General features: G+C 51.8%; 18 protein-coding genes. 12 read left to right on the forward strand and 6 right to left on the reverse strand.

From position 1 onward, the window contains the following. Positions 1 to 108: 108 nt before the first annotated feature. From NGM62_RS09040 to NGM62_RS09070, 7 genes are all read left to right on the forward strand, one after another. Positions 109 to 2,730 (forward strand): ABC transporter permease, encoded by a 2,622-nt coding sequence (locus NGM62_RS09040; protein WP_262247300.1) that lies wholly within the window; start codon positions 109 to 111, stop codon positions 2,728 to 2,730. Positions 2,731 to 2,786: 56 nt separating this feature from the next. Next, on the forward strand, positions 2,787 to 3,020 hold the full coding sequence (locus NGM62_RS09045) for a type II toxin-antitoxin system Phd/YefM family antitoxin (protein WP_262247302.1): 234 nt from the start codon (positions 2,787 to 2,789) through the stop codon (positions 3,018 to 3,020). Then, the gene (locus tag NGM62_RS09050; RefSeq protein WP_262247304.1) at positions 3,017 to 3,415 is read left to right on the forward strand and encodes a type II toxin-antitoxin system VapC family toxin; all 399 of its coding nucleotides are present in this window, start codon (positions 3,017 to 3,019) and stop codon (positions 3,413 to 3,415) included. Before NGM62_RS09045 ends, NGM62_RS09050 begins: the two co-directional genes overlap by 4 nt. A 232-nt stretch (positions 3,416 to 3,647) precedes the next feature. Continuing rightward, a complete protein-coding gene (locus NGM62_RS09055; RefSeq protein ID WP_262247306.1) occupies positions 3,648 to 4,865 on the forward strand; it encodes an ATP-binding protein in 1,218 nt (405 codons plus the stop codon). 304 nt (positions 4,866 to 5,169) lie between these two features. Further along, positions 5,170 to 7,566 carry an ABC transporter permease gene (locus tag NGM62_RS09060; protein ID WP_262247308.1) on the forward strand — a complete coding sequence of 799 codons (2,397 nt, stop codon included), beginning with the start codon at positions 5,170 to 5,172 and terminating at the stop codon, positions 7,564 to 7,566. Between the two features lie 80 nt (positions 7,567 to 7,646). After that, a complete protein-coding gene (locus tag NGM62_RS09065; protein WP_262247309.1) occupies positions 7,647 to 7,898 on the forward strand; it encodes a DUF6364 family protein in 252 nt (83 codons plus the stop codon). Further along, a complete protein-coding gene (locus NGM62_RS09070; RefSeq protein WP_262247311.1) occupies positions 7,898 to 8,311 on the forward strand; it encodes a type II toxin-antitoxin system VapC family toxin in 414 nt (137 codons plus the stop codon). Before NGM62_RS09065 ends, NGM62_RS09070 begins: the two co-directional genes overlap by 1 nt. Positions 8,312 to 8,404: 93 nt before the next feature. Here NGM62_RS09070 and NGM62_RS09075 read toward each other — a convergent pair whose 3' ends face one another. After that, positions 8,405 to 9,661, reverse strand: coding sequence for a serpin family protein (locus tag NGM62_RS09075; RefSeq protein ID WP_262247314.1), 1,257 nt, complete (start codon positions 9,659 to 9,661; stop codon positions 8,405 to 8,407). A gap of 47 nt (positions 9,662 to 9,708) precedes the next feature. Further along, positions 9,709 to 9,915: a type II toxin-antitoxin system VapB family antitoxin gene (locus NGM62_RS09080; RefSeq protein ID WP_262247316.1), complete on the reverse strand. Its 207-nt coding sequence runs from the start codon at positions 9,913 to 9,915 to the stop codon at positions 9,709 to 9,711. Between the two features lie 177 nt (positions 9,916 to 10,092). Between NGM62_RS09080 and NGM62_RS09085 the strand changes: the two genes are divergently transcribed. The 5 genes from NGM62_RS09085 to NGM62_RS09105 all read left to right on the forward strand — a co-directional run bounded on the left by NGM62_RS09085 (position 10,093) and on the right by NGM62_RS09105 (position 15,649). Next, positions 10,093 to 11,202, forward strand: a complete 1,110-nt coding sequence (locus tag NGM62_RS09085) for a peroxiredoxin family protein (protein WP_262247317.1) — start codon at positions 10,093 to 10,095, stop codon at positions 11,200 to 11,202. A 40-nt stretch (positions 11,203 to 11,242) separates the two neighbouring features. Further along, positions 11,243 to 12,394, forward strand: coding sequence for a serine hydrolase domain-containing protein (locus tag NGM62_RS09090; RefSeq protein ID WP_262247318.1), 1,152 nt, complete (start codon positions 11,243 to 11,245; stop codon positions 12,392 to 12,394). 27 nt (positions 12,395 to 12,421) lie between these two features. After that, positions 12,422 to 13,270, forward strand: a complete 849-nt coding sequence (locus tag NGM62_RS09095) for a 4-hydroxy-3-methylbut-2-enyl diphosphate reductase (protein WP_262247320.1) — start codon at positions 12,422 to 12,424, stop codon at positions 13,268 to 13,270. Between the two features lie 79 nt (positions 13,271 to 13,349). Then, the gene (gene hemH, locus NGM62_RS09100) at positions 13,350 to 14,375 is read left to right on the forward strand and encodes a ferrochelatase (protein ID WP_262247322.1); all 1,026 of its coding nucleotides are present in this window, start codon (positions 13,350 to 13,352) and stop codon (positions 14,373 to 14,375) included. After that, positions 14,372 to 15,649, forward strand: coding sequence for a metallophosphoesterase (locus NGM62_RS09105; protein WP_262247324.1), 1,278 nt, complete (start codon positions 14,372 to 14,374; stop codon positions 15,647 to 15,649). The genes hemH and NGM62_RS09105 overlap by 4 nt, the downstream gene beginning before the upstream one ends. 16 nt (positions 15,650 to 15,665) lie before the next feature. On the opposite strand, the gene NGM62_RS09110 is transcribed toward NGM62_RS09105, so the two are convergent. From NGM62_RS09110 to NGM62_RS09125, 4 genes are all read right to left on the reverse strand, one after another. After that, positions 15,666 to 16,826: an FG-GAP repeat domain-containing protein gene (locus NGM62_RS09110; RefSeq protein ID WP_262247325.1), complete on the reverse strand. Its 1,161-nt coding sequence runs from the start codon at positions 16,824 to 16,826 to the stop codon at positions 15,666 to 15,668. Between the two features lie 229 nt (positions 16,827 to 17,055). Beyond that, complete coding sequence (locus NGM62_RS09115) at positions 17,056 to 18,387, reverse strand: GntP family permease (protein WP_262247326.1); 1,332 nt, start codon at positions 18,385 to 18,387, stop codon at positions 17,056 to 17,058. A 31-nt stretch (positions 18,388 to 18,418) separates the two neighbouring features. Beyond that, positions 18,419 to 19,150, reverse strand: coding sequence for a M15 family metallopeptidase (locus NGM62_RS09120; RefSeq protein ID WP_262247328.1), 732 nt, complete (start codon positions 19,148 to 19,150; stop codon positions 18,419 to 18,421). A gap of 46 nt (positions 19,151 to 19,196) precedes the next feature. Continuing rightward, the gene (locus NGM62_RS09125; RefSeq protein WP_262247330.1) at positions 19,197 to 20,348 is read right to left on the reverse strand and encodes a D-TA family PLP-dependent enzyme; all 1,152 of its coding nucleotides are present in this window, start codon (positions 20,346 to 20,348) and stop codon (positions 19,197 to 19,199) included. Position 20,349 lies beyond the last annotated feature (1 nt).

The following is a 20,349-nucleotide window of genomic DNA, read 5'->3' on the forward strand; positions in this document are numbered from 1 at the left end:
CCCTGCAAATCCAATCCCCAAAATTCTTAAAAGCGAAATCCCTGGGAATAAAGACAGGCGATCTGTCGTTTAACTACTAAGCACTTACTACTATGTACTAAACACAAAATGATCAAGAACTATTTCAAAACCGCCTGGCGCACAATATGGTTGAACCGTAAGTATGCGCTGCTTAATTCGCTCGGGCTAGGACTCGGTCTTTCGGTATTCGTCACGGCCCTGATTTACGTCAACCGCGAAAAAAGCTATGACCGGTGGGATGGTCAACTGGAGCGAGTGTACCGAGTGAATATGGGTAAAAACTGGGGCGGAAATAGGGAATTTACCTCTTTTGTACCTCCCCCTTTGGCTTATTTCATGCGGCACAGCCTACCGGAAGTGGAACAAGCAACCAGCTTGCAAGAGTGGCGTGAAACAGTAATTGAGATTGCTGGCGAACAATACTACGAAAAGCAACTTATTGCCACCGATAGCTTCTTTTTTTCCGTCTTCCCGTACCAATTTATATATGGGGGGCCATCCACCGCATTAACAGCCCCATGGTCCGTCGTCATAAGTGAAGAGATGAGCAAACGATGGTTTGGTAAGGAAAACCCAATCGGGCGAACCATGAAAATAAATAATAATCAAGAAAACCTTTATACGATTACTGGGGTATTCAGGCAGACCACTCCCTCACACTTGGATTTTAACATGTGTGTCTCCCTACACGAAAATCCACATAATTGGCAGGCTAGTGTACGCTTCGCTTACGTACTGTTGAAGCGAGATACCGATGCCAACCGGGTAGCCAAAAAAATCAACAATAAATATACACTTGAGTATGCAAGGGCTTTCCAAACAAATCCAGTTCAGGCTGCTAATGGACACATCGAGGAGGCTATTACATCATTTGAAAATGCCCGCAAGTGGCTTGCTGAAAACCAACAGATTACCGACATCCGCACCGTGTTGGAGCCCGTAAGTAGTATTCACCTCAGACCGGCATCATATCCCTGGCAGGATTCACCAGCCAACCACCCGGTACAGGATTATGAAAAGGGCAATCATATCCCCGTGATGGTTTTTTCCATAATCGCTCTATTGGTGCTGTTACTAGCATGTATTAACTATGTCACGCTGGTGATTGCGCAAGGCAATAGCCGTGCAAAAAACTCGGGGCTACGCAAGGTTGTTGGGGCAAGTAAAACGCAACTGATTATTCAATTTCTGCTTGAATCATCTATCCACGTGGTTTTTTCTTTATGCTTGGGCCTATTGTTCAGCCAGCTATTCATCCAATACCTCAATAGCACATTTGGTTTGCAGCTGACGCTGTGGAACACCATTAACCCTGCAGCCAATTTTCAGTTGATAACACAGCTTACCGTTGTCACTATTATCGTAACATTGCTCTCGGGTTCATATCCGGCGCTACTATTAGCCAGCTACCGGCCTGTCCAGATACTGAAAGGGGAACTATCTACTGGTACAAAGAGCTTAAAACTACGTAACGCATTAGTTATCTCACAATTTGTGATTGCAATGGCTTTTATAACATCGCTTTTCATCATGAACAACCAGATCCGGTTCATGCAGCAAAATGACCCCGGCTTTGATCGTGAGCAAGTACTCCGTATTGATGGCAAGCGAATACCCATGGCGTTCTACGAGTCGATAGATAAACACACTTCCCTAATGAACCGATTGCGGAACCTTCCGGAAGTGGAATCCGTTGCAGCTACCTATTTTTATCCCGGACAACCATCCCATAGCTTCCAGACAGCGCTATTTGGACAGGCAAAGGACCAGCTTTCGCTAAGCACTAATTTCGTCGGACTCTCTTATTTCGAAACATTAGGAATACGCATCAAGCAAGGGAGGGACTTTACGACCAACTACGCCATGGACACCGTCAATTCGGCTATTATCAACGAGACAGCTGCTCGGGCCTTACGTTTTGACAATCCCATCGGGGAGCGGGTAACCGTAATCGCCAGAGATTACACCATTATAGGGGTTGTTCCAGACAATTACGGTGCAGGTTATACAACCGTTGTTCAGCCAGAAATCTACTTCATCGGTGTGGAACCAAATATCATGGCCGGTCGCCGGCAGTTGTTGCTCCGAATAAAAAATGGGAGGAATGTCAAGGAAGCGGTCGACAAGATTTCTTCGATTTGGAAATCAGTAGACGATAGTGGACCCATGCGTTACAGTTGGTTGGACGACGATTTCTCGAAGCTAATTGAAAAATATGTCCGCTTTGGCAAACTCACCGGCCTGCTGAGTTTCGTAAGTCTAGCCATTGCAATCATGGGTGTTTTTGCCTTAAGTACCTTTACTGCTCGGCAGCGCACTAAGGAAATCGGTATCCGCAAGGTGCTGGGTGCTACGGTATCCGGTATCGTTAGCTTGCTGTCAAAAGACTTCATCAAATTGGTGTTGATTGCCATCGTCATTGCCTCACCCATTGCTTGGTGGGCGATGAACAAATGGTTGGAAGATTTCGCCTACCGCATCGACATCCAATGGTGGATGTTTGCCTTGTCGGGATTGGTAGCCGTAGTGATTGCATTGCTTACCGTAGGCTGGCAGGCGATAAGGGCAGCGGTGGCCAATCCGGTGGAGTCGCNACATCCAATGGTGGATGTTTGCCTTGTCGGGATTGGTAGCCGTAGTGATTGCATTGCTTACCGTAGGCTGGCAGGCGATAAGGGCAGCGGTGGCCAATCCGGTGGAGTCGCTTAGGGATGAGTAACTGCGCTCTTGTATATTCTTGACAAGAAAACATTATCTTTGTCTATATGAAAACGATGACAGTTGGTGAATTCAAGACACGCTTTGCTGAGGTACTTGAGCAAGTTAAGTCCGGGGTCGGGTTTGCAGTTACTTACGGCCGTAAGAAAGAAGTTGTTGGTTACTTCCTCCCCGAATCACATGTCGCCAAACCTACACGTAAACTTGGCTTACTGGAAGGAAAAGCTAAAGTCCGCTTTAAGACCAATTTTAAAATGACCGAAGAAGACTTGTTGGGATGAAATACCTCTTGGATTCGCATACATTTCTTTGGGCATTATTGGATCGCAAAAAGCTATCGGCCAAGGTATCCATCTTGTTGGAAGACGCCACCAATACGGTATTCGTGAGTTCTGTGAGCTTTTGGGAACTTTCATTGAAGTACCGGTTGGGTAAACTCGACTTAATAGGGGTCTCTCCCGAAGAGCTTCCCGCTCTCGCGCAAGAAAGTGGCCTCGATGTTCTTCCACTCCTACCACCTGAAGCCGCAGGTTATCACCTGTTAAAAGCCGATTGGCACCGTGACCCTTTCGATCGGATGCTTATCTGGCAGGCCATCCTCCACAATTTAACGCTATTGAGCAAAGGCAAAACCATCAGCAAATACCAGTCTGTGGGATTAAAGCATTTGTGGTAGTCCTACTGCTTTTTCTAAACACTGTCCCCTAATGGGTAGCCGTAGTCATTGCATCGCTTACCGTAAGTTGGCAGGCGATACGGGCGGCAGTGGCCAATCCGGTGGATAGTTTGAGAGATGAGTAAAATCCGAAGGTGATCGATAGTATCGAACAACCTTTGCCATTAGTATCGAACAAAAGTTTTCGATATTATCGATCAAATGGGTACTTTTGTAGTCTTAACCGGTTTGTATGATACTGGAAACAACATTGACTGAAATCGTCAAATCTCAAAAATTAGGGATGAAAGCGTGGGATGCCGGCCTACGTCGGACAGCATTAAACGAACTGCCTAACCTTGCCGCACACGCCTTGATCGTAACAGGCATCCGAAGAAGCGGGAAAAGCACGCTGTTGTTTCAGTTGTTGCGGGATAAGTATAAAGACGCCCTATATCTTAATTTTGAAGATCCACGGTTGTATGAATTTGAACCTGCAGACTTCGTACGGCTGGATACGGTGATTAAGCAATCAGGCAGTGAGGTCTTGATGTTTGATGAAATACAGATTATACCCCGATGGGAAAGCTACGTCAGGCAGAAGCTGGATGAGCGTTATAAATTGGTTATTACTGGCTCGAACGCTTCGCTGCTGAGTAGGGAACTCGGCACCAAACTTACCGGACGGCATATCAGCACCGAACTTTTCCCATTTTCGTATCTGGAATTCATCACTTTTAAAGAGTTAAAGGCCGACAAACAAAGCATCGTACAGTACTTACAAAAAGGTGGGTTTCCGGAATATGTTAAAGAGGATGAGGCCAGGGTGCTAGCGCAACTTTTTGATGATATTATCCTGCGGGACATCGTTGTGAGATACGGCGTGCGCGACGTCAGGGGCATGCAGCGGTTGGCACAATATTTAGTTACTCACATTGGAAATCGGATAACTGCAAACCGGCTTAAAAGCCTGTTTGATTTTGGCTCTACAAGCACGATCAATGAATACCTTTCCCATTTGGAGCATGCCTACCTGTTACACTTTGTTCCCAAATTCAGCTATTCTCAACGCGCTCAATTGGTCAACCCGCGAAAGGTATATGCGATTGACACAGGGATCGTTAACACCATTTCTACGGCCTTTACGGAAGATCAAGGGCGAAAATTCGAAAACCTGATTTACCTGCACTTACGGAGAAGCTATAAAGAAATATACTATTTCTCGGAAAAGGGCGAATGCGATTTTACGGTTTTTAGCCGTGGAACATTTCAACGCGCCATCCAAGTATGCTATTCACTTAATCAGGACAACTTGGACAGGGAGTTAAACGGACTTGTTGAAGCACTTGAGTACTTTAAATCAGATAACGGATGCATCATTACCCTAGATCAGACAGATCGCTTTGAAAAAAATGGGAAAACGATTGATGTCCTTCCGGCTTATGTTTTTTGTAATTCCTCATTGAATTAAAGGTTCAGGGTATAAAAATTGGGTTTTGGCGTAGTTAAACAAGCTCCCCGCCGCCTCAACACTGTCCGCAAGTGAACAATCGGTGTTCGATATCGAACACTGTCACCCAACAAAACAAAACCAACTAGCTAACTAACAACTCGTTACATTTTTGGCTCAAAAAATGAACGAGGAATACGGATGAAAAGAGCGTGGAGCAAGGACGAACGCGTCTCATATCTCATGTCTCATGTCTCATATCTAAAATAATCAAACCATCCGACCAGAGGGGAGGATAGCTGAAGCACCAATAAAAATAAGCAATATGCTGAAAAACTATTTCAAAACCGCATGGCGGAATCTGCTACGAGGTAAGATCTTTTCGGTCATCAACATTACCGGACTGGCCATCGGGCTTACCGCTTTCCTGTTGTTGGCGCTATACATCCAAGACGAGTTAGGCTATGATAGATTCCAAGAAAACGCCGACCGGATTTACCGGGTCTCACGGGAATTCCTCTCCGAAGATGGTGCAACGGACTTGCATCTCGCACGTGTAGCGCCCCCCTACGGACCACTCATCGCCCAGGATTTTCCGGAAGTGGAACAGATGGTGCGCATGTTGGAAACCAACCTGACCATCCAATATGGCGATGCCCTGTTCAATGAAGAGCGGGTGTTTTTCGCCGAAGATGGCTTTTTGGACATGTTTACGGTCAATGTGGTGCAGGGCGATACCCATACAGCGCTAAAAGATCCATTTACGCTGATGCTTTCGACCACCTTGGCCGAAAAATACTTTGGCAATGAAAACCCCATTGGCAAGATGGTGCGGGTGGACAACCAGTCGGAGATGATGGTCTCCGGTGTGTTTAAGCCTTTTCCCAGCCAATCCACCATGCATCCCGAACTATTGATTTCTTTTGCTACACTGAACGATGAAAACATATACGGCACCGAAAACTTGCAGACAAACTGGGGAAACAATGCTTTTAACACCTTCCTCTTGCTGCCGGCAGGTTATGATGCGCAAAAAATAGTGGATGCCTTCCCCGCGTTTCAAAACAAACACATGGGCGAGAACACGTCCGACTGGTCCGTGCTCCACCTGATGAAGCTCACGGACATCCACTTACACTCACATACCGATTCGGAAATCGAGCCCACATCAGACATCCGATACGTATACTTTTTCTCGGCTATCGCACTGTTTATTTTGGTCATTGCCTGTATCAACTATATGAACCTGACCACGGCACGGTCGGCCAAGCGCGCCAAGGAGGTGGGCATGCGTAAAGTGGTGGGTGCACAACGTGGACAACTCATCAGGCAATTCCTTACCGAGTCGTTGCTCTACACCTTCATCGCCTTATTGGTGTCTTTCGCTTTTACACTGGCTACCCTGCCCCTGTTGAATAACCTGTCGGGTAAGGACCTGCTGTTCGGTGACCTGTTCAGTCCAGCATTTCTTGGTATCATCGTAGGCATCATATTATTTACCGCATTGGTCTCTGGCAGCTACCCCGCTTTCTTTCTCACCGCCTTCCAGCCCATAAAAGTGTTCAAAGGCAAGGTAGCATCCGATTTGAAACGGGGCATCCTTCAACAGCTCCTGGTTACGGTACAGTTTGCCATTGCCGTGTTGCTAATCATCTGCACAACGGTGGTGTACAACCAAATGCGGCATATCCAGGATTTCAAATTGGGGTACAATAAGGAGCAGGTTATCCTTTTGCCCGCCGCGGGCGATTCCTCCGAATTTGAGTCGGTGCGGCAACAGCTGATCCGGCATACGGGCATCGCCGACGTGGCCCGTTCGTCACGCATCCCTACGGGTAGACTTTTAGACGGACAAGGGGCTTCTGTAATGCGGGGCAGTGAGTTGGCACCAACGGGTGCGATGATCAAGGGGCTAGCCATAGACGAGCAGTTTATCCCGACCTATCAGATCGAGATGGCTGCCGGCAGGAATCTATCGCGTGCGCATCCAACAGATCGCACGGAAGGATATATTCTCAATGAGTCGGCTGTTACCGCGCTGGGGCTGGGTAGCCCCGAAAAAGCCATCGGCAAGGCTTTCGCTTATGGCGACCGGAAAGGACAGATAATCGGCGTTACCAAAGATTTCCATTTTGAATCATTGCACCAAAACATCGTTCCGATGGCGATGTCGATGAATCTCGCCGGCTACTCATGGTGGTCCGTACGGTCTTCGGGCGACGTCCGCGCGACGTTGAACCAGCTGGAATCGGTATGGAAAGCCCGTTTTCCCGACATCCCCTTCCGGTATGATTTCTTGGATAATCGGTTTGCCGAATTGTATGAACGTGAGCAGACCCAGCAGCTGCTGTTCGGCGTCTTCGCGGGCATCGCTATTTTCATTTCCTGCTTGGGTCTTCTGGGGCTATCCATGTACATGGCCGAACTGCGGATGAAAGAAATCGGTATCAGGAAAGTACTGGGCGCATCGGTGGCCGGCATCGTGCAGCTGCTCTCCCGGGATTTCTTGAAATTGGTACTCATCGCCATCGTTATCGCGGCACCGGTTGCCTGGTGGCTGATGAGCAAATGGTTGGAAGATTTCGCTTACCGCATCGATATACAGTGGTGGGTGTTTGCCGTAGCGGGATTGGTAGCCGTGGTCATCGCCTTGCTTACCGTAAGCTGGCAGGCGATACGGGCGGCGGTGGCTAATCCGGTCGACTCGTTGCGGGATGAGTGATGCGTAGCCAATGCACAACACACTTTGTGTGTCACGTATCTTTTTCTTATTTTTGCACGTAAAGACGGAAGGGTTATATTATGCCGAGTACAAAACTAACGTTGAATATCAAAACGCATGTCATTGATCAGGCCAAAGCGTATGCCAATCGACAACATGTAAGTTTATCTAAGATTGTGGAGAACTATCTCAGTAGCCTTACTGACCGAGAAGAGAAGACTACCGAAGTTTCGCCTTGGACGAAAGAACTGACAGCCGTAAAGAAACCAACACCGGATTTCGACCATAAATCGGATTATCGGGACGCGATTTTAGATAAATACAACCCCTGATGACGCTATTTATCGACTCGGATATCCTTCTCGATGCCGTGTTGCGTAGGGAGCCGTATTATCAACCTGCCGTTCAGATACTGTCGTTTGTTGACAGGGGAGATCATTCGCTGTGCATCTCTGCCCATAATCTTCTAAATGTCTATTATTTTACGCGCAAGCACGCCGGCAAACCAGCAGCCATCAAATCGGTCGGCCTACTGGAAAACAAGCTACGTGTTTTACCCACCGACAGTATAGCCATTCGAACCGCAATGGCTACCGCATTCAACGACATCGAAGACGCCGTTCAATACTCGATAGCACTGGCTAATCGCTGCGATATGATCATTACCCGAAACCTGAAAGATTACAAAAAGTCACAACTCCCGGTGATGACCGCCGAGCAATACCTCAAGACAACACGAAAATAGCGCGTGTCCGTTACTGAACGGCTTTCACCAACCTGAGCACCGCCCGCAGTGAAAAGCAGGCCAAGGAAGTTGGGCTGCTGGCACTAATTTTACTCACCCCCTCGTCGCTTCCACCGATGGGTCATTCACCTGCCCGATGAACAAAATCAAACCGGTAGTCATTTCCCGGATGGCAAACAGGAACGGGCGGTCGGCGGTGAACGTATACACCTGGGGTAACGAGGTCGTAACCATACCGACCGACGTCACCGCCGCCGCTTCCGTACCCTCCTCGTTTACCTCGATAAACGACTTGTGCTTCACCTCGCTGATGGCGAGGGGGGCGGCACTGATACCCGAGAAGTCCACAGCCGGCGTGAACGCGATGCCCATCCCCATGCGGGTCAACTCATCATTCAGCCCATTTTCGTAGCTGAACTTGAACTTCGGCAAGGCCAGCTGGGTTTCCCGCGAATAGAAAGACGACGCAAGCGTGGCCCAGAAGCCCGCTTCTGCCAGCTTTTCCGAGAGTTGCGCAAGGTCCGCATCCCCACGGGGCTTCAATACCACCATGCTGAACTTCTTGTCGCCATAAGGTAGCTCAATCGCTTCCACCGCCTCGGTCGCGGCTACGTTGAACGTGTGTTTCACGTGCATGAAGTCTGTTTGCAGCGTTGTGCCATCAGCACGGGTAAATGTCCCTTTCTCGGTCTGCTTCTTATCAAACCGCTGCTCCCATGCCCCTTTGAAATATACCGCATTGATGAGGTACATCACCATATCGCCGGGAATACCCCCCTCGATAATCGTCGGGATTTTCTTTTTGGTTTTGTTGCTGACCCAGTCGTTGATCACACCCGGAGCGCCCGGGTCGGCAAAATCCAACGCGTTTACTTCCGCCTTGTAGAACTCCTGGTTTACGTCCAAAAAGTCGGGCAAGACATCGAATCCCTTCCGGTACCAGATGGAATTTGCAATATCCAGCGTGGTGCGCGGATCGAGCTGCGGCAGGTCGGCCGCCAGCTTCTGGTAGTAGGCATTAATGTCATCCGTATCGAAACCATCGAACTTTAGTGTCTTTTCAATCGCATTACGGGTTTCACCGGCTGCCCCGTTGTTGGTCATCGCCAATGCCATACCCACACTCAAAGGCGATAGCATGGCGTTTTCGTTGGGTCCGAGATTATCCGTGGCTACTCGGAACAGTTCGAAGGCAAACCGGTTGTCACTTTCGGCCTTCTCCTGTTCCACGGCCGTGAGGATCAAATCTTTGCCCGGCCCCAGCTTTTCCGGATTGGCTTTTTCACAAGCCGCCAGACTCATCGCCGCCGCACCTGCCAGCAGCATTCCATAAATTACAAATCGTTTCATCTTGGTTCTTTTTCAGGTAAGACGGTACCGAGAGGTTAAATGCTACATTATACCTTGACATCTTCCCTTCCAGGGAGCGTATCCAAATCGATGTCGAAATCAAGTGTGCCTTTCAACGCAACTAAACGCTTCCGCCTGATTCGCTTAATATGCGCTTCCAATACTTCCTTGATTAATTGATTTTTAGTTTTCGAGCCGGTCAGCACCATTGCTTCAGCGATCAGCTCGGGAATATCCAGTGTTGTTCTCGTCATTATCTGTGCTTATCCGCACCATTATTTACGCAAAAAAACTTGAAATTCGGGAAACATCAAAATATCGCCCGCATTTCGGCCTGTGTTAAGTCGCGGAAATTCGTACCTTCGTGTTGTTATCGACGACCTTATGTTCGTTGGTTTACAATACGATTCATAACCAAAATTTCGCTTGCCATGAAAACTGCACTGATGACCATCGCGATAGTCTGCGCAACACTGTCAGCTTTTGCGCAGCAGCCGGGCCTCACGATTCGCGCAACCATCCAGGACCTTCCTGCCGGAAAGTGGGTATTTTACCGTGAACAGGGCGGCGATGACAAACGGGATTCCGTAAAAACACATTCCGGTGGCTTTTCACTCCACATACCTATCCGCGCCGGAGAAGGCAATAATTACGCGATCAGTATCGAGCGAAACTTCGAAGATGCCAACTCCTTACTGTTCCTCTACCTCGATGAAGGGGTCTTAGAAATCGAAGGAAAAGGGCCTCTTTTTAAGGGTGCAACGTTTTCTGGCAGCCCCTGGGTACACGATTACAATGATTTTCTTGATGCCGTGGGGAATGAAAAAATTGTGGCGCTTCGAGAAAAACAAGCGGATCTTTATCGCCGAAAAGACACGGCGGCCCTAGACACCATCATGCAGGAGCTCATGCACATCCTTATGGATCGCCGGGAAAAAACCAAGCAGTGGGTCAAAGATCATCCCGCTTCGCCCATAAGTGCCTTAGCCATCTACCAGGACCTCAGGGACATCGAGCTCGATGAGCGGGAAGTGCTACTGAATGGGTTGACAGTAGGTGCGAGGAACAATATACCGGCAAGGGATGTGGCACAACGCATCGAGGCAGGCAGGGCAACGGCCATCGGCCAGCAAGCGCCCTTCTTTACACAGAATGACCCCAATGGCAACCCGGTTTCGCTAACCGACTTCAGGGGACAATACGTACTTGTAGATTTCTGGGCCAGCTGGTGTGTGCCCTGCCGTGAAGAGAATCCCAACTTAGTGGCGGCCTACGAGCGGTTCAAAGGCAAAAATTTTACCGTGTTAGGCATTTCACTCGACAACCCCGGGAAAAAATCAGACTGGTTGGAAGCGATTGAAAAAGACGGCTTGCCGTGGACACAGGTATCTGACCTCAACGGTTGGAACAACGTAGTGGCCAAGCAATATAACGTGCATGGCATTCCAGATAATTTCTTGATCGACCCCGAAGGGAAAATAGTAGCGAAAAAGCTGCGGGGAGAACAACTGGAGCAGACTTTAGAGGCTTTATTAAAATAACAATGCCTTATCCGCATAACATATCCTTACATTACGACTCATGAAAAGTTTCCAACTGAAAAGCAGGTTACTGGCCCTGCTCGCGCTGCTTGCTGCAACACTGGCCACTACTGCACAGCCGGCCGCTAACGTTGCGGAAGAAATCGCCGCCATCATGGCCAAATACGACGCCGTGGGTACATCCGTTGCTGTAGTGAAGGATAATGAGTTGGTATATAACCATTCGTTTGGCTTCAAGAACTTGGCCACACAGGAGCCATTGGAAAATAACGACGTCTTCCGCATTGCCTCCATTTCCAAATCGTTTGTGGCCACCAGCCTCATGCAGCTGGTCGAAGGCGGAAAGCTATCCCTCGATGACGATGTGGGTGAGCTGATTGGCTTTCCCATACGAAACCCAAATTACCCCGACTCGATCATCACCCTGCGCATGGTCATGTCGCACACGTCCAGCATCAGCGATAAAAACGGTTACTTTACGTTGGATGCCTTCAACCCGGGGAAGAATCCCGATTGGGCAACCGCCTACAACGATTATGCGCCGGGCACCGACTACCAATATTGCAACCTCAATTTCAACCTGGCCGGCGCGATACTCGAAAAGCATAGCGGCGAACGTTTCGACCGGTATGTCCGCAAGCATATACTCGAACCCCTGGGCCTTTACGCAAGTTATAACGTGGACGAGCTGGATAGCGTACGGTTTGCCAAGCTGTATTCGTATGATCCCGACAGCAACCGGTTTATTGCATCGCCCGCAGCCTACCGGTCGCCAGCCGCATCATTGAAAGACTACCAATTGGGATATGACGCTCCCATCTTTTCGCCGACCGGTGGCATGAAAATCTCCGCTGCCAACCTCGCCCGATACATGACCTTGCACATGAACTATGGCATACTCGGCAACACTCGTATCTTATCAGAAGCCAGTGCACGCACCATGCAAACCTCGGTACCTGCAGGAAATGGATACGGGCTGGCCATTACAACCGAAGACAACCTGGTTTCGGGCAAGATAATGAAGGGCCACACCGGTTCAGCCTATGGCCTCAACAGCGCGATGTTCTTCCAGCCACAGGAGAAATTCGGTTTCGTAGTCATCATCAATGGCTGCCGCACATCGTACACGGACGACTTCCCCGACATCCACCGCGATCTCATCAATTGCTTGTACCGGCATTTCGTCTTATAGCGATTTATTCGCTAACTTTGCCCCTGCATGGGACTTAACCTACAGGCAACCATCGACAAGGACTCCGGATTCTGCTTCGGGGTGGTTTATGCCATTGATATGGCTGAGGAAATCCTCGAAGAGGATGGCTACCTCTACTGCCTGGGCGACATCGTTCACAACGATGAGGAGGTGGCCAGGCTCAAAGCGAAAGGACTCCGCATCATCGGCCACGACGACCTCCATACGCTGAAGAACGAAAAAGTACTGATCCGTGCGCATGGTGAAGCGCCCGAGACCTACCGGATTGCGCTGGAGAACAACATCACCCTTATCGATGCTTCTTGCCCCGTGGTACTCAAGTTGCAAAACCGGGTAAAGACATCTTTCGACAAGAAAGAGAAAGTCCTCATTTACGGGAAACACGGCCACGCCGAGGTCATCGGCCTGCAGGGACAGACCGGCGGCGACGCCCTCGTTTTCCAGGATATCGCCGAATTGGACGATGTGGAACTCCCCGACAGTTTTACGCTATATAGCCAAACGACCAAGAGCGTGGATAAATTCTATGCCATCAAAGATGAACTGCTCCGCCGGGGATACGATGTGAAGGCCAACGACACGATTTGCCGACAGGTTTCCAACCGGTACGAAGATTTGGGCGATTTTGCCCGCCAATACGATAAGGTCGTTTTTGTTTCCGGTAAGAAATCATCCAACGGCCGGGTGCTTTATGAGGTCTGCCTCAAACATAACCCGAACAGCTACTTCGTGTCGGACCCTTCCGAGTTGAATCCCGAGAATTTCAACCCCGGCGACACCATAGGTATCTGCGGCGCCACCTCAACCCCCATGTGGCTGATGGAGCAGGTGAAGACGGCGGTGGAAAGCTACTGACCGTCCTTAACCGTCATCTAAGCATCAAATTATAACCGGCGAGGGCACATCGCACTACTAATTCGTACTTTTGCGGTCGATGAGTACACCAAAAAAGGGAATCTTGTTGATCAACCTGGGTACCCCGGATAGTCCTTCCGTACCCGATGTAAGGCGCTACCTCAATGAGTTTTTGATGGACGGCCGCGTAATCGATATTCCGGCATGGCGCCGCTTTTTCGTGGTGCGAGGATTTATTGTGCCATTCCGGGCACCTAATTCTGCCAAGCTCTACCAAGAAATCTGGGACGAAGATACGGGTTCACCCTTGCTACACTATAGCGTGCTCCAACAGCAGTTGCTGCAGGAACGCCTGGGCGAGGAATACCACGTGGAGCTGGCCATGCGCTATCAGAACCCGTCGATCGCATCAGCATTGGCAAAGTTGAAACAGATGAATCTGGAGTCTCTCCGCATCATACCGCTCTTTCCGCAATATGCCTCGGCGAGCACGGGGTCGGTGATTGATAAAGTGATGGAGCTTATGCGCTCTTGGCCCACCTTTCCCGAAATGTCGATCGTCAATGACTTTTACAGCAATGAGTTGATGGTCGATGTGTTTGTCGAAAACGCACGGAAGCATCGTCCGGAAACCTACGACCACCTCTTATTCAGTTACCATGGCTTACCTGTGCGGCAACTGACGGACATCGACCCATCGGGTCCGCATCATTGCGAAACGGCCGGCTGCCGGGAACGCATCGATGGGCACAATCGGTATTGTTACGTGGCACAATGTTATGCGACGACCCGGTTACTGGCCGAAAAAATCGGCATCAGGGCAGACCAATATACCGTATGTTTCCAATCTCGGCTGGGTAAAACACCCTGGGTGCAACCCTACACAACCGATGTATTGAAAACCGTGGCGGCCAAAGGCGCTAAACGCCTGCTCGTGCTGTGCCCGGCATTCGTGGCAGATTGCCTAGAAACCATCTACGAGATTGGCACAGAATATGCAACAGAATTCAAGGCATTGGGAGGAGAGCACGTGCAGTTGGTAGAGAGCCTCAACGACCACCCCCTCTGGATTTCGGCTTTGGAAAACCTGGCAATAGGTAAATGATAGTTTTTAACACCATAGTCTTACTTTTAATAGATTTTTATATCTACAAGGCCCTGCGTGCTACGCGGATACGGTGGGTCGCGTCTCCACTGTTTCCGAAAATCTGGTGGGGCTACAGCTTATTACTCACCGTTTGCATTTTTGTCAGCATCTATGTTAGCATACCCTTGATGTTCCGTTCCATCATCTTGGTGGCCTTTTTCCTGACGTTCATCAGTAAGTTTACGTTTATCTTGATCTTATTGGCGGACGATATCCGAAGGGGTGGCTTATGGTTAAAGCGGCTGCTTATACCGAAGAAGAAACAGATCGCCCCCGCGGAGGACAGTGACGCATCGTTACCAGAAAAGCCGGTAAAGGGCATCAGTCGTTCCCAATTTCTGACGAAGGCCGGTATATTAGTGGCTGCAGCCCCGTTGGCACCGCTTGGCTGGGGCGTCATCTCGGGCGCCTACGATTACCGTGTCCGCCGCGAGAAACTATATCTCCCCAATTTGCCGAGCGCATTCCACGGGATGAAAATCGGCCAGCTTTCTGATGTCCACTCCGGAAGCTTCTACAACAAAACCGCCGTGCAGGGTGGTGTGGACTTGCTTCTGGCTGAAAAACCGGATGTCGTTTTCTTTACCGGCGACCTGGTCAACTACCTCGCCAGCGAAATGCGGGATTACCAGGACATCTTTACGAAAGTACGAGCGCCGCTGGGTGTTTTTTCCACATTGGGAAACCACGACTACGGTGATTACCACTTTGGACCCGAGCCATCTGCGGCGAAGGCGAAAAACCTTCAGGACGTGAAAGACACCCACAAGGTGATGGGCTGGGACCTGTTGCTCAACGAAAACCGCAAATTAAAGGTCGGCAATGACGAAATCGGTATCATCGGTGTGGAAAACTGGGGTACGGGCCGCTTCCCGAAACATGGCCGCTTGGAGCAAGCACTGCAAGGCACGGCCGAGATGCCGGTAAAATTACTGCTCTCGCACGACCCGTCACACTGGCGCGCCGAGGTGCTGGCCCGGCCGGATGTGGATGTCATGTTTGCAGGCCACACCCATGGCATGCAGTTCGGCGTACGCGTGGGAAACGTCAAATGGAGCCCGGCGCAATACATTTACAAGGAGTGGGCGGGACTCTATCGGCAGGGGCAGCAGCAACTCTATGTGAATACCGGATTCGGCTTCCTCGGCTATCCCGGCCGGGTGGGCATCCTGCCGGAAATCACCGTCTTTGAATTAATCAGGGGCGAAAAACCGAGCCGGAAAAACGCATAGCTCATCGTCGCTTTCTTTATTCACTCCGATTCCAATAGATAACGAGGTTGTGCGTCGACCTCCCCGTTGCAACGATATCCAGTTTCCCGTCGCCATTGAGATCGGCCACAGCCAAGTCTTCACAAGCTATGCCGCCGATATCGATACCACGAACGGTCCATGCTTCCCACAGCGCGTTGAAAGGGATGTATATCTTGATGCCCACGCGCCCGGCTTTATCGGGGTGTCGCCATCCAGCCACAACCTGATCCTTTCCCTGGCCGAAAAAGTCGGCCACCGCCAACGCATGGCCCTCGCTAAGCGTTTTGTCCAGCACGATACGTTCCGCCCGGTCAAGTCGCGGCGCACCTCCGCGCGGCACATAGGTAGTTACGACATTTCCATGCAAGGGTTCGATACCCGCTATGATCGGGATAGTACCGGCATTGCCAACGCGGATCTCACTGAAACGTTGGCCTTTAATTACCCATTCCTTACCATGGCGTCGCCATTTCCCATTGGAATACGAGAAGGCCTTCACCCCCTCGTTACCGCCGATGTAAACTTGCTCGCCCTCGCTATCACCGTGTACATCCAGGTTATGGGTAAGGTGCATGGATTCATCAATGACCCAATGCTGCCACGGCCAACGGGGGTCATCGGGTCTTTCGTAAGCAATTACTTTAGCGCCTTTGCCCTCGCTTTTCGTGTTGCCCCTCCCGTGGAGCGGGAGCACGATGAGATGGTACTTGCCGTCCGAAATCCTCGCCCAACGCATCCGGTGCACGGTAGGTTCATGGTGCAGCTTTACCGGCGTCCAAAGCTGCGTCGGGTTATCAGGCCGAATGAGGTAATGAACGGATCCCGACTGGGTCGTATCGGATGTTTCTCCCGGGTTCCATTGTGCACCCACCGCAACTTCCACTTTCCCGTCACCGTCGATATCACGGGCTGCAATGCATACATTGTCGTGCTCAGTGAGATTTTCAACCATGACAAACCTCTTCCAATCGCCGTTGCGGTACCAGACAAAGGCGTGCTTGTCGGCCAATAGGATGTCGGGCTTGCCATCGCCATCCACGTCGCCGATGGCAAGCCCATACCCGATGGATAGCTGGTCATCTATCAGTTGCCGTTCAAAAGAGGGGTATTGCGGAGCCATACACAATAACGCAAGCGGCAAAACTAAATTGCTCATGGTCTTCCGGTTTTCTTTACAACAAAGAGACCCCCCAAATGGTTTGCAGGCTGCCGTATTTACTCCTGATCTAATCGTGCCCTTAACCGGTGCAATCGAAAAGCACAGTCCGGAAGTCGGCTTTCAAGCAACTGCGGACTGTTGTTTTACTGAAAACTTGGTGGACATCTCTCTAATCCGAAACACGAAAGTTCAAGGAGTAACCTAAGGGTGCGCACGCCCTACGGATTCAAAACAATAGGGAAAGCAGGTATACCGTACCGATCGCAACCGACCCCATGATGAACGTGGCGACCGTATATACCCGCAGCATGGCGCCCATGCCCACGTCCGAAAATTTCGAAATCACCCAGAAATAGGAGTCGTTGGCGTGCGATACCATCATGGACCCCGCACCCATGGCCAGCACGGCGAACACCTTGCCCATCTCGTTGTCAAGCCCCAATGCCGGGAGCACGGGCAGCACCATAGTGGCCGCCGTGATGATGGCCACCGAGGAGGAACCCTGCGCCGTCTTGAGCACGGCCGCCACCAGGAACGGGAAGAATATGCCCATGCCACTGACCATGCCGCTGCCAGCAAAGTGCCGACCGATGTCCGTCTGGGCGATCAGTGCCCCGAACGCCCCCCCGGCACCGATGATCAGCAGGATGTCACCCGCCTTTTCGACCGCACCGCGTAACAGTGAATTGAGGTCTTCCCGCTTCCACTGCCGCTTGCCGAGCATGGCCAACAGGATGCCGATGGCCAAAGCGGCTTCCGGGATACCGGCAGCCTGCACGAGGCGTACCGCAAGCGACAGGCCGTCCGCCGGGGTGAACGAGCGGAGGCCAATAAGCAGGATGGGCACCGCAATGGGGAGCACGGACAGCAGCACCGAGGGGAGCCGTTGGGGTGCCCCTTGCGTGTCGGGCTCTTCGGCCTGCTTATCGGAGGCCGGCAACCGACGCGCGGCATACCGCGCCCACAGCAACCCGCATAACGCGGCGGGGATGGCCACCAGCATACCGTACAGCATGACACGGCCGAAATCGGCGCCCAGCGTACCTGTCGCCGCCGCGGCGCCCGGGTGCGGCGGGATGAGGCAATGCACCGCATACAGCCCCGCGGCAAGCGACGTGGCCATCAGCACCATCGGCGTTCCGGTCTGGCGGGCCAAGCCGCGGTTCAGGCCGCTCATCACGATGTAGCCCGAATCGCAGAAAATCGGCAACCCCACCACGTAGCCGACCGCATTCATCGCCCCGGCCGCACGGTGTCTTCCCGTAATCCGCAGGATGGCATTGGCCAGTACCAGCGTGGCCCCAGTATGTTCCAGGATGGCGCCCAGGGTGGTACCGAAAACGATAATCAGGCCCAGCGAACCGATGATGTTGCCGAAGCCGTCCTTGCCCGTAGACAAGACTTCCCCGAAAGGCATGCCTACGCCGAGACCGACCACCAGACAGGCGATCAATAAAGCGAAGAACGCATGCACCTTGAACCGGGTGGTCAGCAAAACGATGGCCGCAACGCCCGCCAACAACGCCAAAAGGCTATGGATAAAGGATACCTCAATCATCGACATGTAGTTTCGATCGTTCCGCCGACGGTTAAAAACCGGCCGATTCCAATTCCTCGAATTCGAGGTCCATCAAACTGTATTGCTCCCAATCGTGGAAATCAAAATGCCACCATTCGTCCGCGTATACGGCAAAACCGTGTTTGGCCATGGCCTGGATGAGCAGTTCCCGGTTCCGCAGCACTTCCTCCGGTAGGTCGTTATACTCCACATGGGCCTTGGGCGTAAATTCGTCGAACGGCGTAGGCATGGCCAACTCCTCACCGGTAGCCTTGTCGATAAGCGTAAGGTCCACCGCACAACCCCGGTTGTGCTTGGAACCCGTGTAGGGCGAGGCGGCGAACGTGGAGTCCAGCACGTGCTCATAAAATTCCACCGTTACCCGGTAAGGCCGGTAGGCGTCCCAAATCTTTAACCCGTAACCCATCGTGGCCAATTCAGCCCCGACCGCCTGCAACGCTTCCGCGGCCGGTTTGCGCAGGTAGGCGCCCGGCTTGGTATAAACGGGCTTACCCATGAAATTGTCGGCCGTGGCGTACACCACGTCGAAAACCGCATCCGGCAGGTACGAACGCAGGTCCACCAGCTCCCGGTTGGGGTCCTGCTCCACATGCTCGCGGTACTCGGCGACGGTCGAGACGGTTGGCGCACCGTATTTCTCCTGGTAAACCTGCTTGGGCGATTGGGGGGCGCAGGCCGCCCCCATCAGGAAAATGGATGCAACCAGCGGTTGCAACACTTGGGATTTCAGGTTAAACTTCATATCGAAACGTTATGGGTTAATAAAATGGTTAAGCGAATCTGCCGCGTCACTGATCTATACCTACGGGAAAACGGAACCGTTGCCGGGCATCGATATCCCAGCTGCCGGTGGCCGTTCCGTTTTCGACGACATTATAGGCATCATACAGGTTCACCGTTGGACAGATGTGGTAGGGAATGCCGTAGAGTACGTCTCCCAGTTTGTACCCGTGCCCCCGGGGTGCCTGCAGCACGAGGTGTTCCTCGCTCTGGCGGAGCGCCTTGAGCGATGGCGCATCCGGGAAATGTACCCGCTTGTCGATCGGGTTTTCCGCACCGACCGCCTTGTGCCCGAGGTCCACGCAGATGGTCTCCGGCGTGGGCATGGATATGATCCGAGTCATCAAGACCGCCGCGGGCAGGAAGCCCTGGTTCGGGCAATCGGTGGCGTAGCCGTGGTCCCACAGGATGAACGTGCCGGGACTGCACTGCACCCCCTCAATGCCCGCATAAAAAGGGAACGAGGGCGAGCCACCGACGATGACCTCGGGCTTCGGGAATCCCTGCGCAACCAGGCGATCCACGAGGGCTGCCAGCGGCCGGTAGTTCTCCCGGCACTGCCGCCATAGTTCCGCGGCCTCCGGTTCGCGCACCTGGCCATCATAAGCGTGCAAGCCCAGCACCCGCAGGCCAACCAGCGAACGGCAATAGGCATACAGCCCCTCGGCCGATGCATCGATGGGCGCACCCGTCCGCCCCATGCCGATGTCTAGGTCAATGTAAACGTCTGCGACAACGCCCCGCGACACGGCGGCTTCCGAAAGCTGCCCGGCAGCGGAGCGATCGTCCACGAGGGTGGAAAACCGGCTCGTAGGATACTGGCCGGCCAGCGCCAAAAAGGCCTGTACCCGCGGCCCGAAGAGCGGGTAGGCCACCAACACATCAGGTGCTCCGCACCGGCCGAGCATCTCGGCTTCGGCGAGCGTGGCGCACTTGTAACGGGTAATCCCGGCGGCCAGCTGCAGCTTCGTAATGGCCGACGACTTGTGCGTTTTCACGTGTGGCCTCAAACGGCTCGCATCGCCAACCATCGACTTCGCCAGGTTGATATTATGCTTAACCCGCTCGGGGTATACCAAGAGCGCGGGCGAATCGATTTCATGCGCGTTGCCCACGCGGTACCACACCTCTTTTGTAGGGGCTTCTGTCGTCATATCCATG

This window comes from Parapedobacter soli, assembly GCF_025460835.1.
Taxonomy (GTDB): domain Bacteria; phylum Bacteroidota; class Bacteroidia; order Sphingobacteriales; family Sphingobacteriaceae; genus Parapedobacter; species Parapedobacter soli.

Bases quoted from the DNA above. Each gene is read 5' to 3' on its own strand.
- NGM62_RS09085 (WP_262247317.1), top strand. From the start codon at position 10,093: ATGAAAACTGCACTGATGACCATCGCGATAGTCTGCGCAACACTGTCA.
- NGM62_RS09115 (WP_262247326.1), bottom strand. From the start codon at position 18,387: ATGATTGAGGTATCCTTTATCCATAGCCTTTTGGCGTTGTTGGCGGGC.
- NGM62_RS09065 (WP_262247309.1), top strand. From the start codon at position 7,647: ATGCCGAGTACAAAACTAACGTTGAATATCAAAACGCATGTCATTGAT.
- NGM62_RS09095 (WP_262247320.1), top strand. From the start codon at position 12,422: ATGGGACTTAACCTACAGGCAACCATCGACAAGGACTCCGGATTCTGC.
- NGM62_RS09120 (WP_262247328.1), bottom strand. From the start codon at position 19,150: ATGAAGTTTAACCTGAAATCCCAAGTGTTGCAACCGCTGGTTGCATCC.
- NGM62_RS09060 (WP_262247308.1), top strand. From the start codon at position 5,170: ATGCTGAAAAACTATTTCAAAACCGCATGGCGGAATCTGCTACGAGGT.
- NGM62_RS09090 (WP_262247318.1), top strand. From the start codon at position 11,243: ATGAAAAGTTTCCAACTGAAAAGCAGGTTACTGGCCCTGCTCGCGCTG.
- NGM62_RS09075 (WP_262247314.1), bottom strand. From the start codon at position 9,661: ATGAAACGATTTGTAATTTATGGAATGCTGCTGGCAGGTGCGGCGGCG.
- hemH (WP_262247322.1), top strand. From the start codon at position 13,350: ATGAGTACACCAAAAAAGGGAATCTTGTTGATCAACCTGGGTACCCCG.
- NGM62_RS09125 (WP_262247330.1), bottom strand. From the start codon at position 20,348: ATGGATATGACGACAGAAGCCCCTACAAAAGAGGTGTGGTACCGCGTG.
- NGM62_RS09070 (WP_262247311.1), top strand. From the start codon at position 7,898: ATGACGCTATTTATCGACTCGGATATCCTTCTCGATGCCGTGTTGCGT.
- NGM62_RS09050 (WP_262247304.1), top strand. From the start codon at position 3,017: ATGAAATACCTCTTGGATTCGCATACATTTCTTTGGGCATTATTGGAT.
- NGM62_RS09105 (WP_262247324.1), top strand. From the start codon at position 14,372: ATGATAGTTTTTAACACCATAGTCTTACTTTTAATAGATTTTTATATC.
- NGM62_RS09045 (WP_262247302.1), top strand. From the start codon at position 2,787: ATGAAAACGATGACAGTTGGTGAATTCAAGACACGCTTTGCTGAGGTA.
- NGM62_RS09110 (WP_262247325.1), bottom strand. From the start codon at position 16,826: ATGAGCAATTTAGTTTTGCCGCTTGCGTTATTGTGTATGGCTCCGCAA.
- NGM62_RS09055 (WP_262247306.1), top strand. From the start codon at position 3,648: ATGATACTGGAAACAACATTGACTGAAATCGTCAAATCTCAAAAATTA.
- NGM62_RS09080 (WP_262247316.1), bottom strand. From the start codon at position 9,915: ATGACGAGAACAACACTGGATATTCCCGAGCTGATCGCTGAAGCAATG.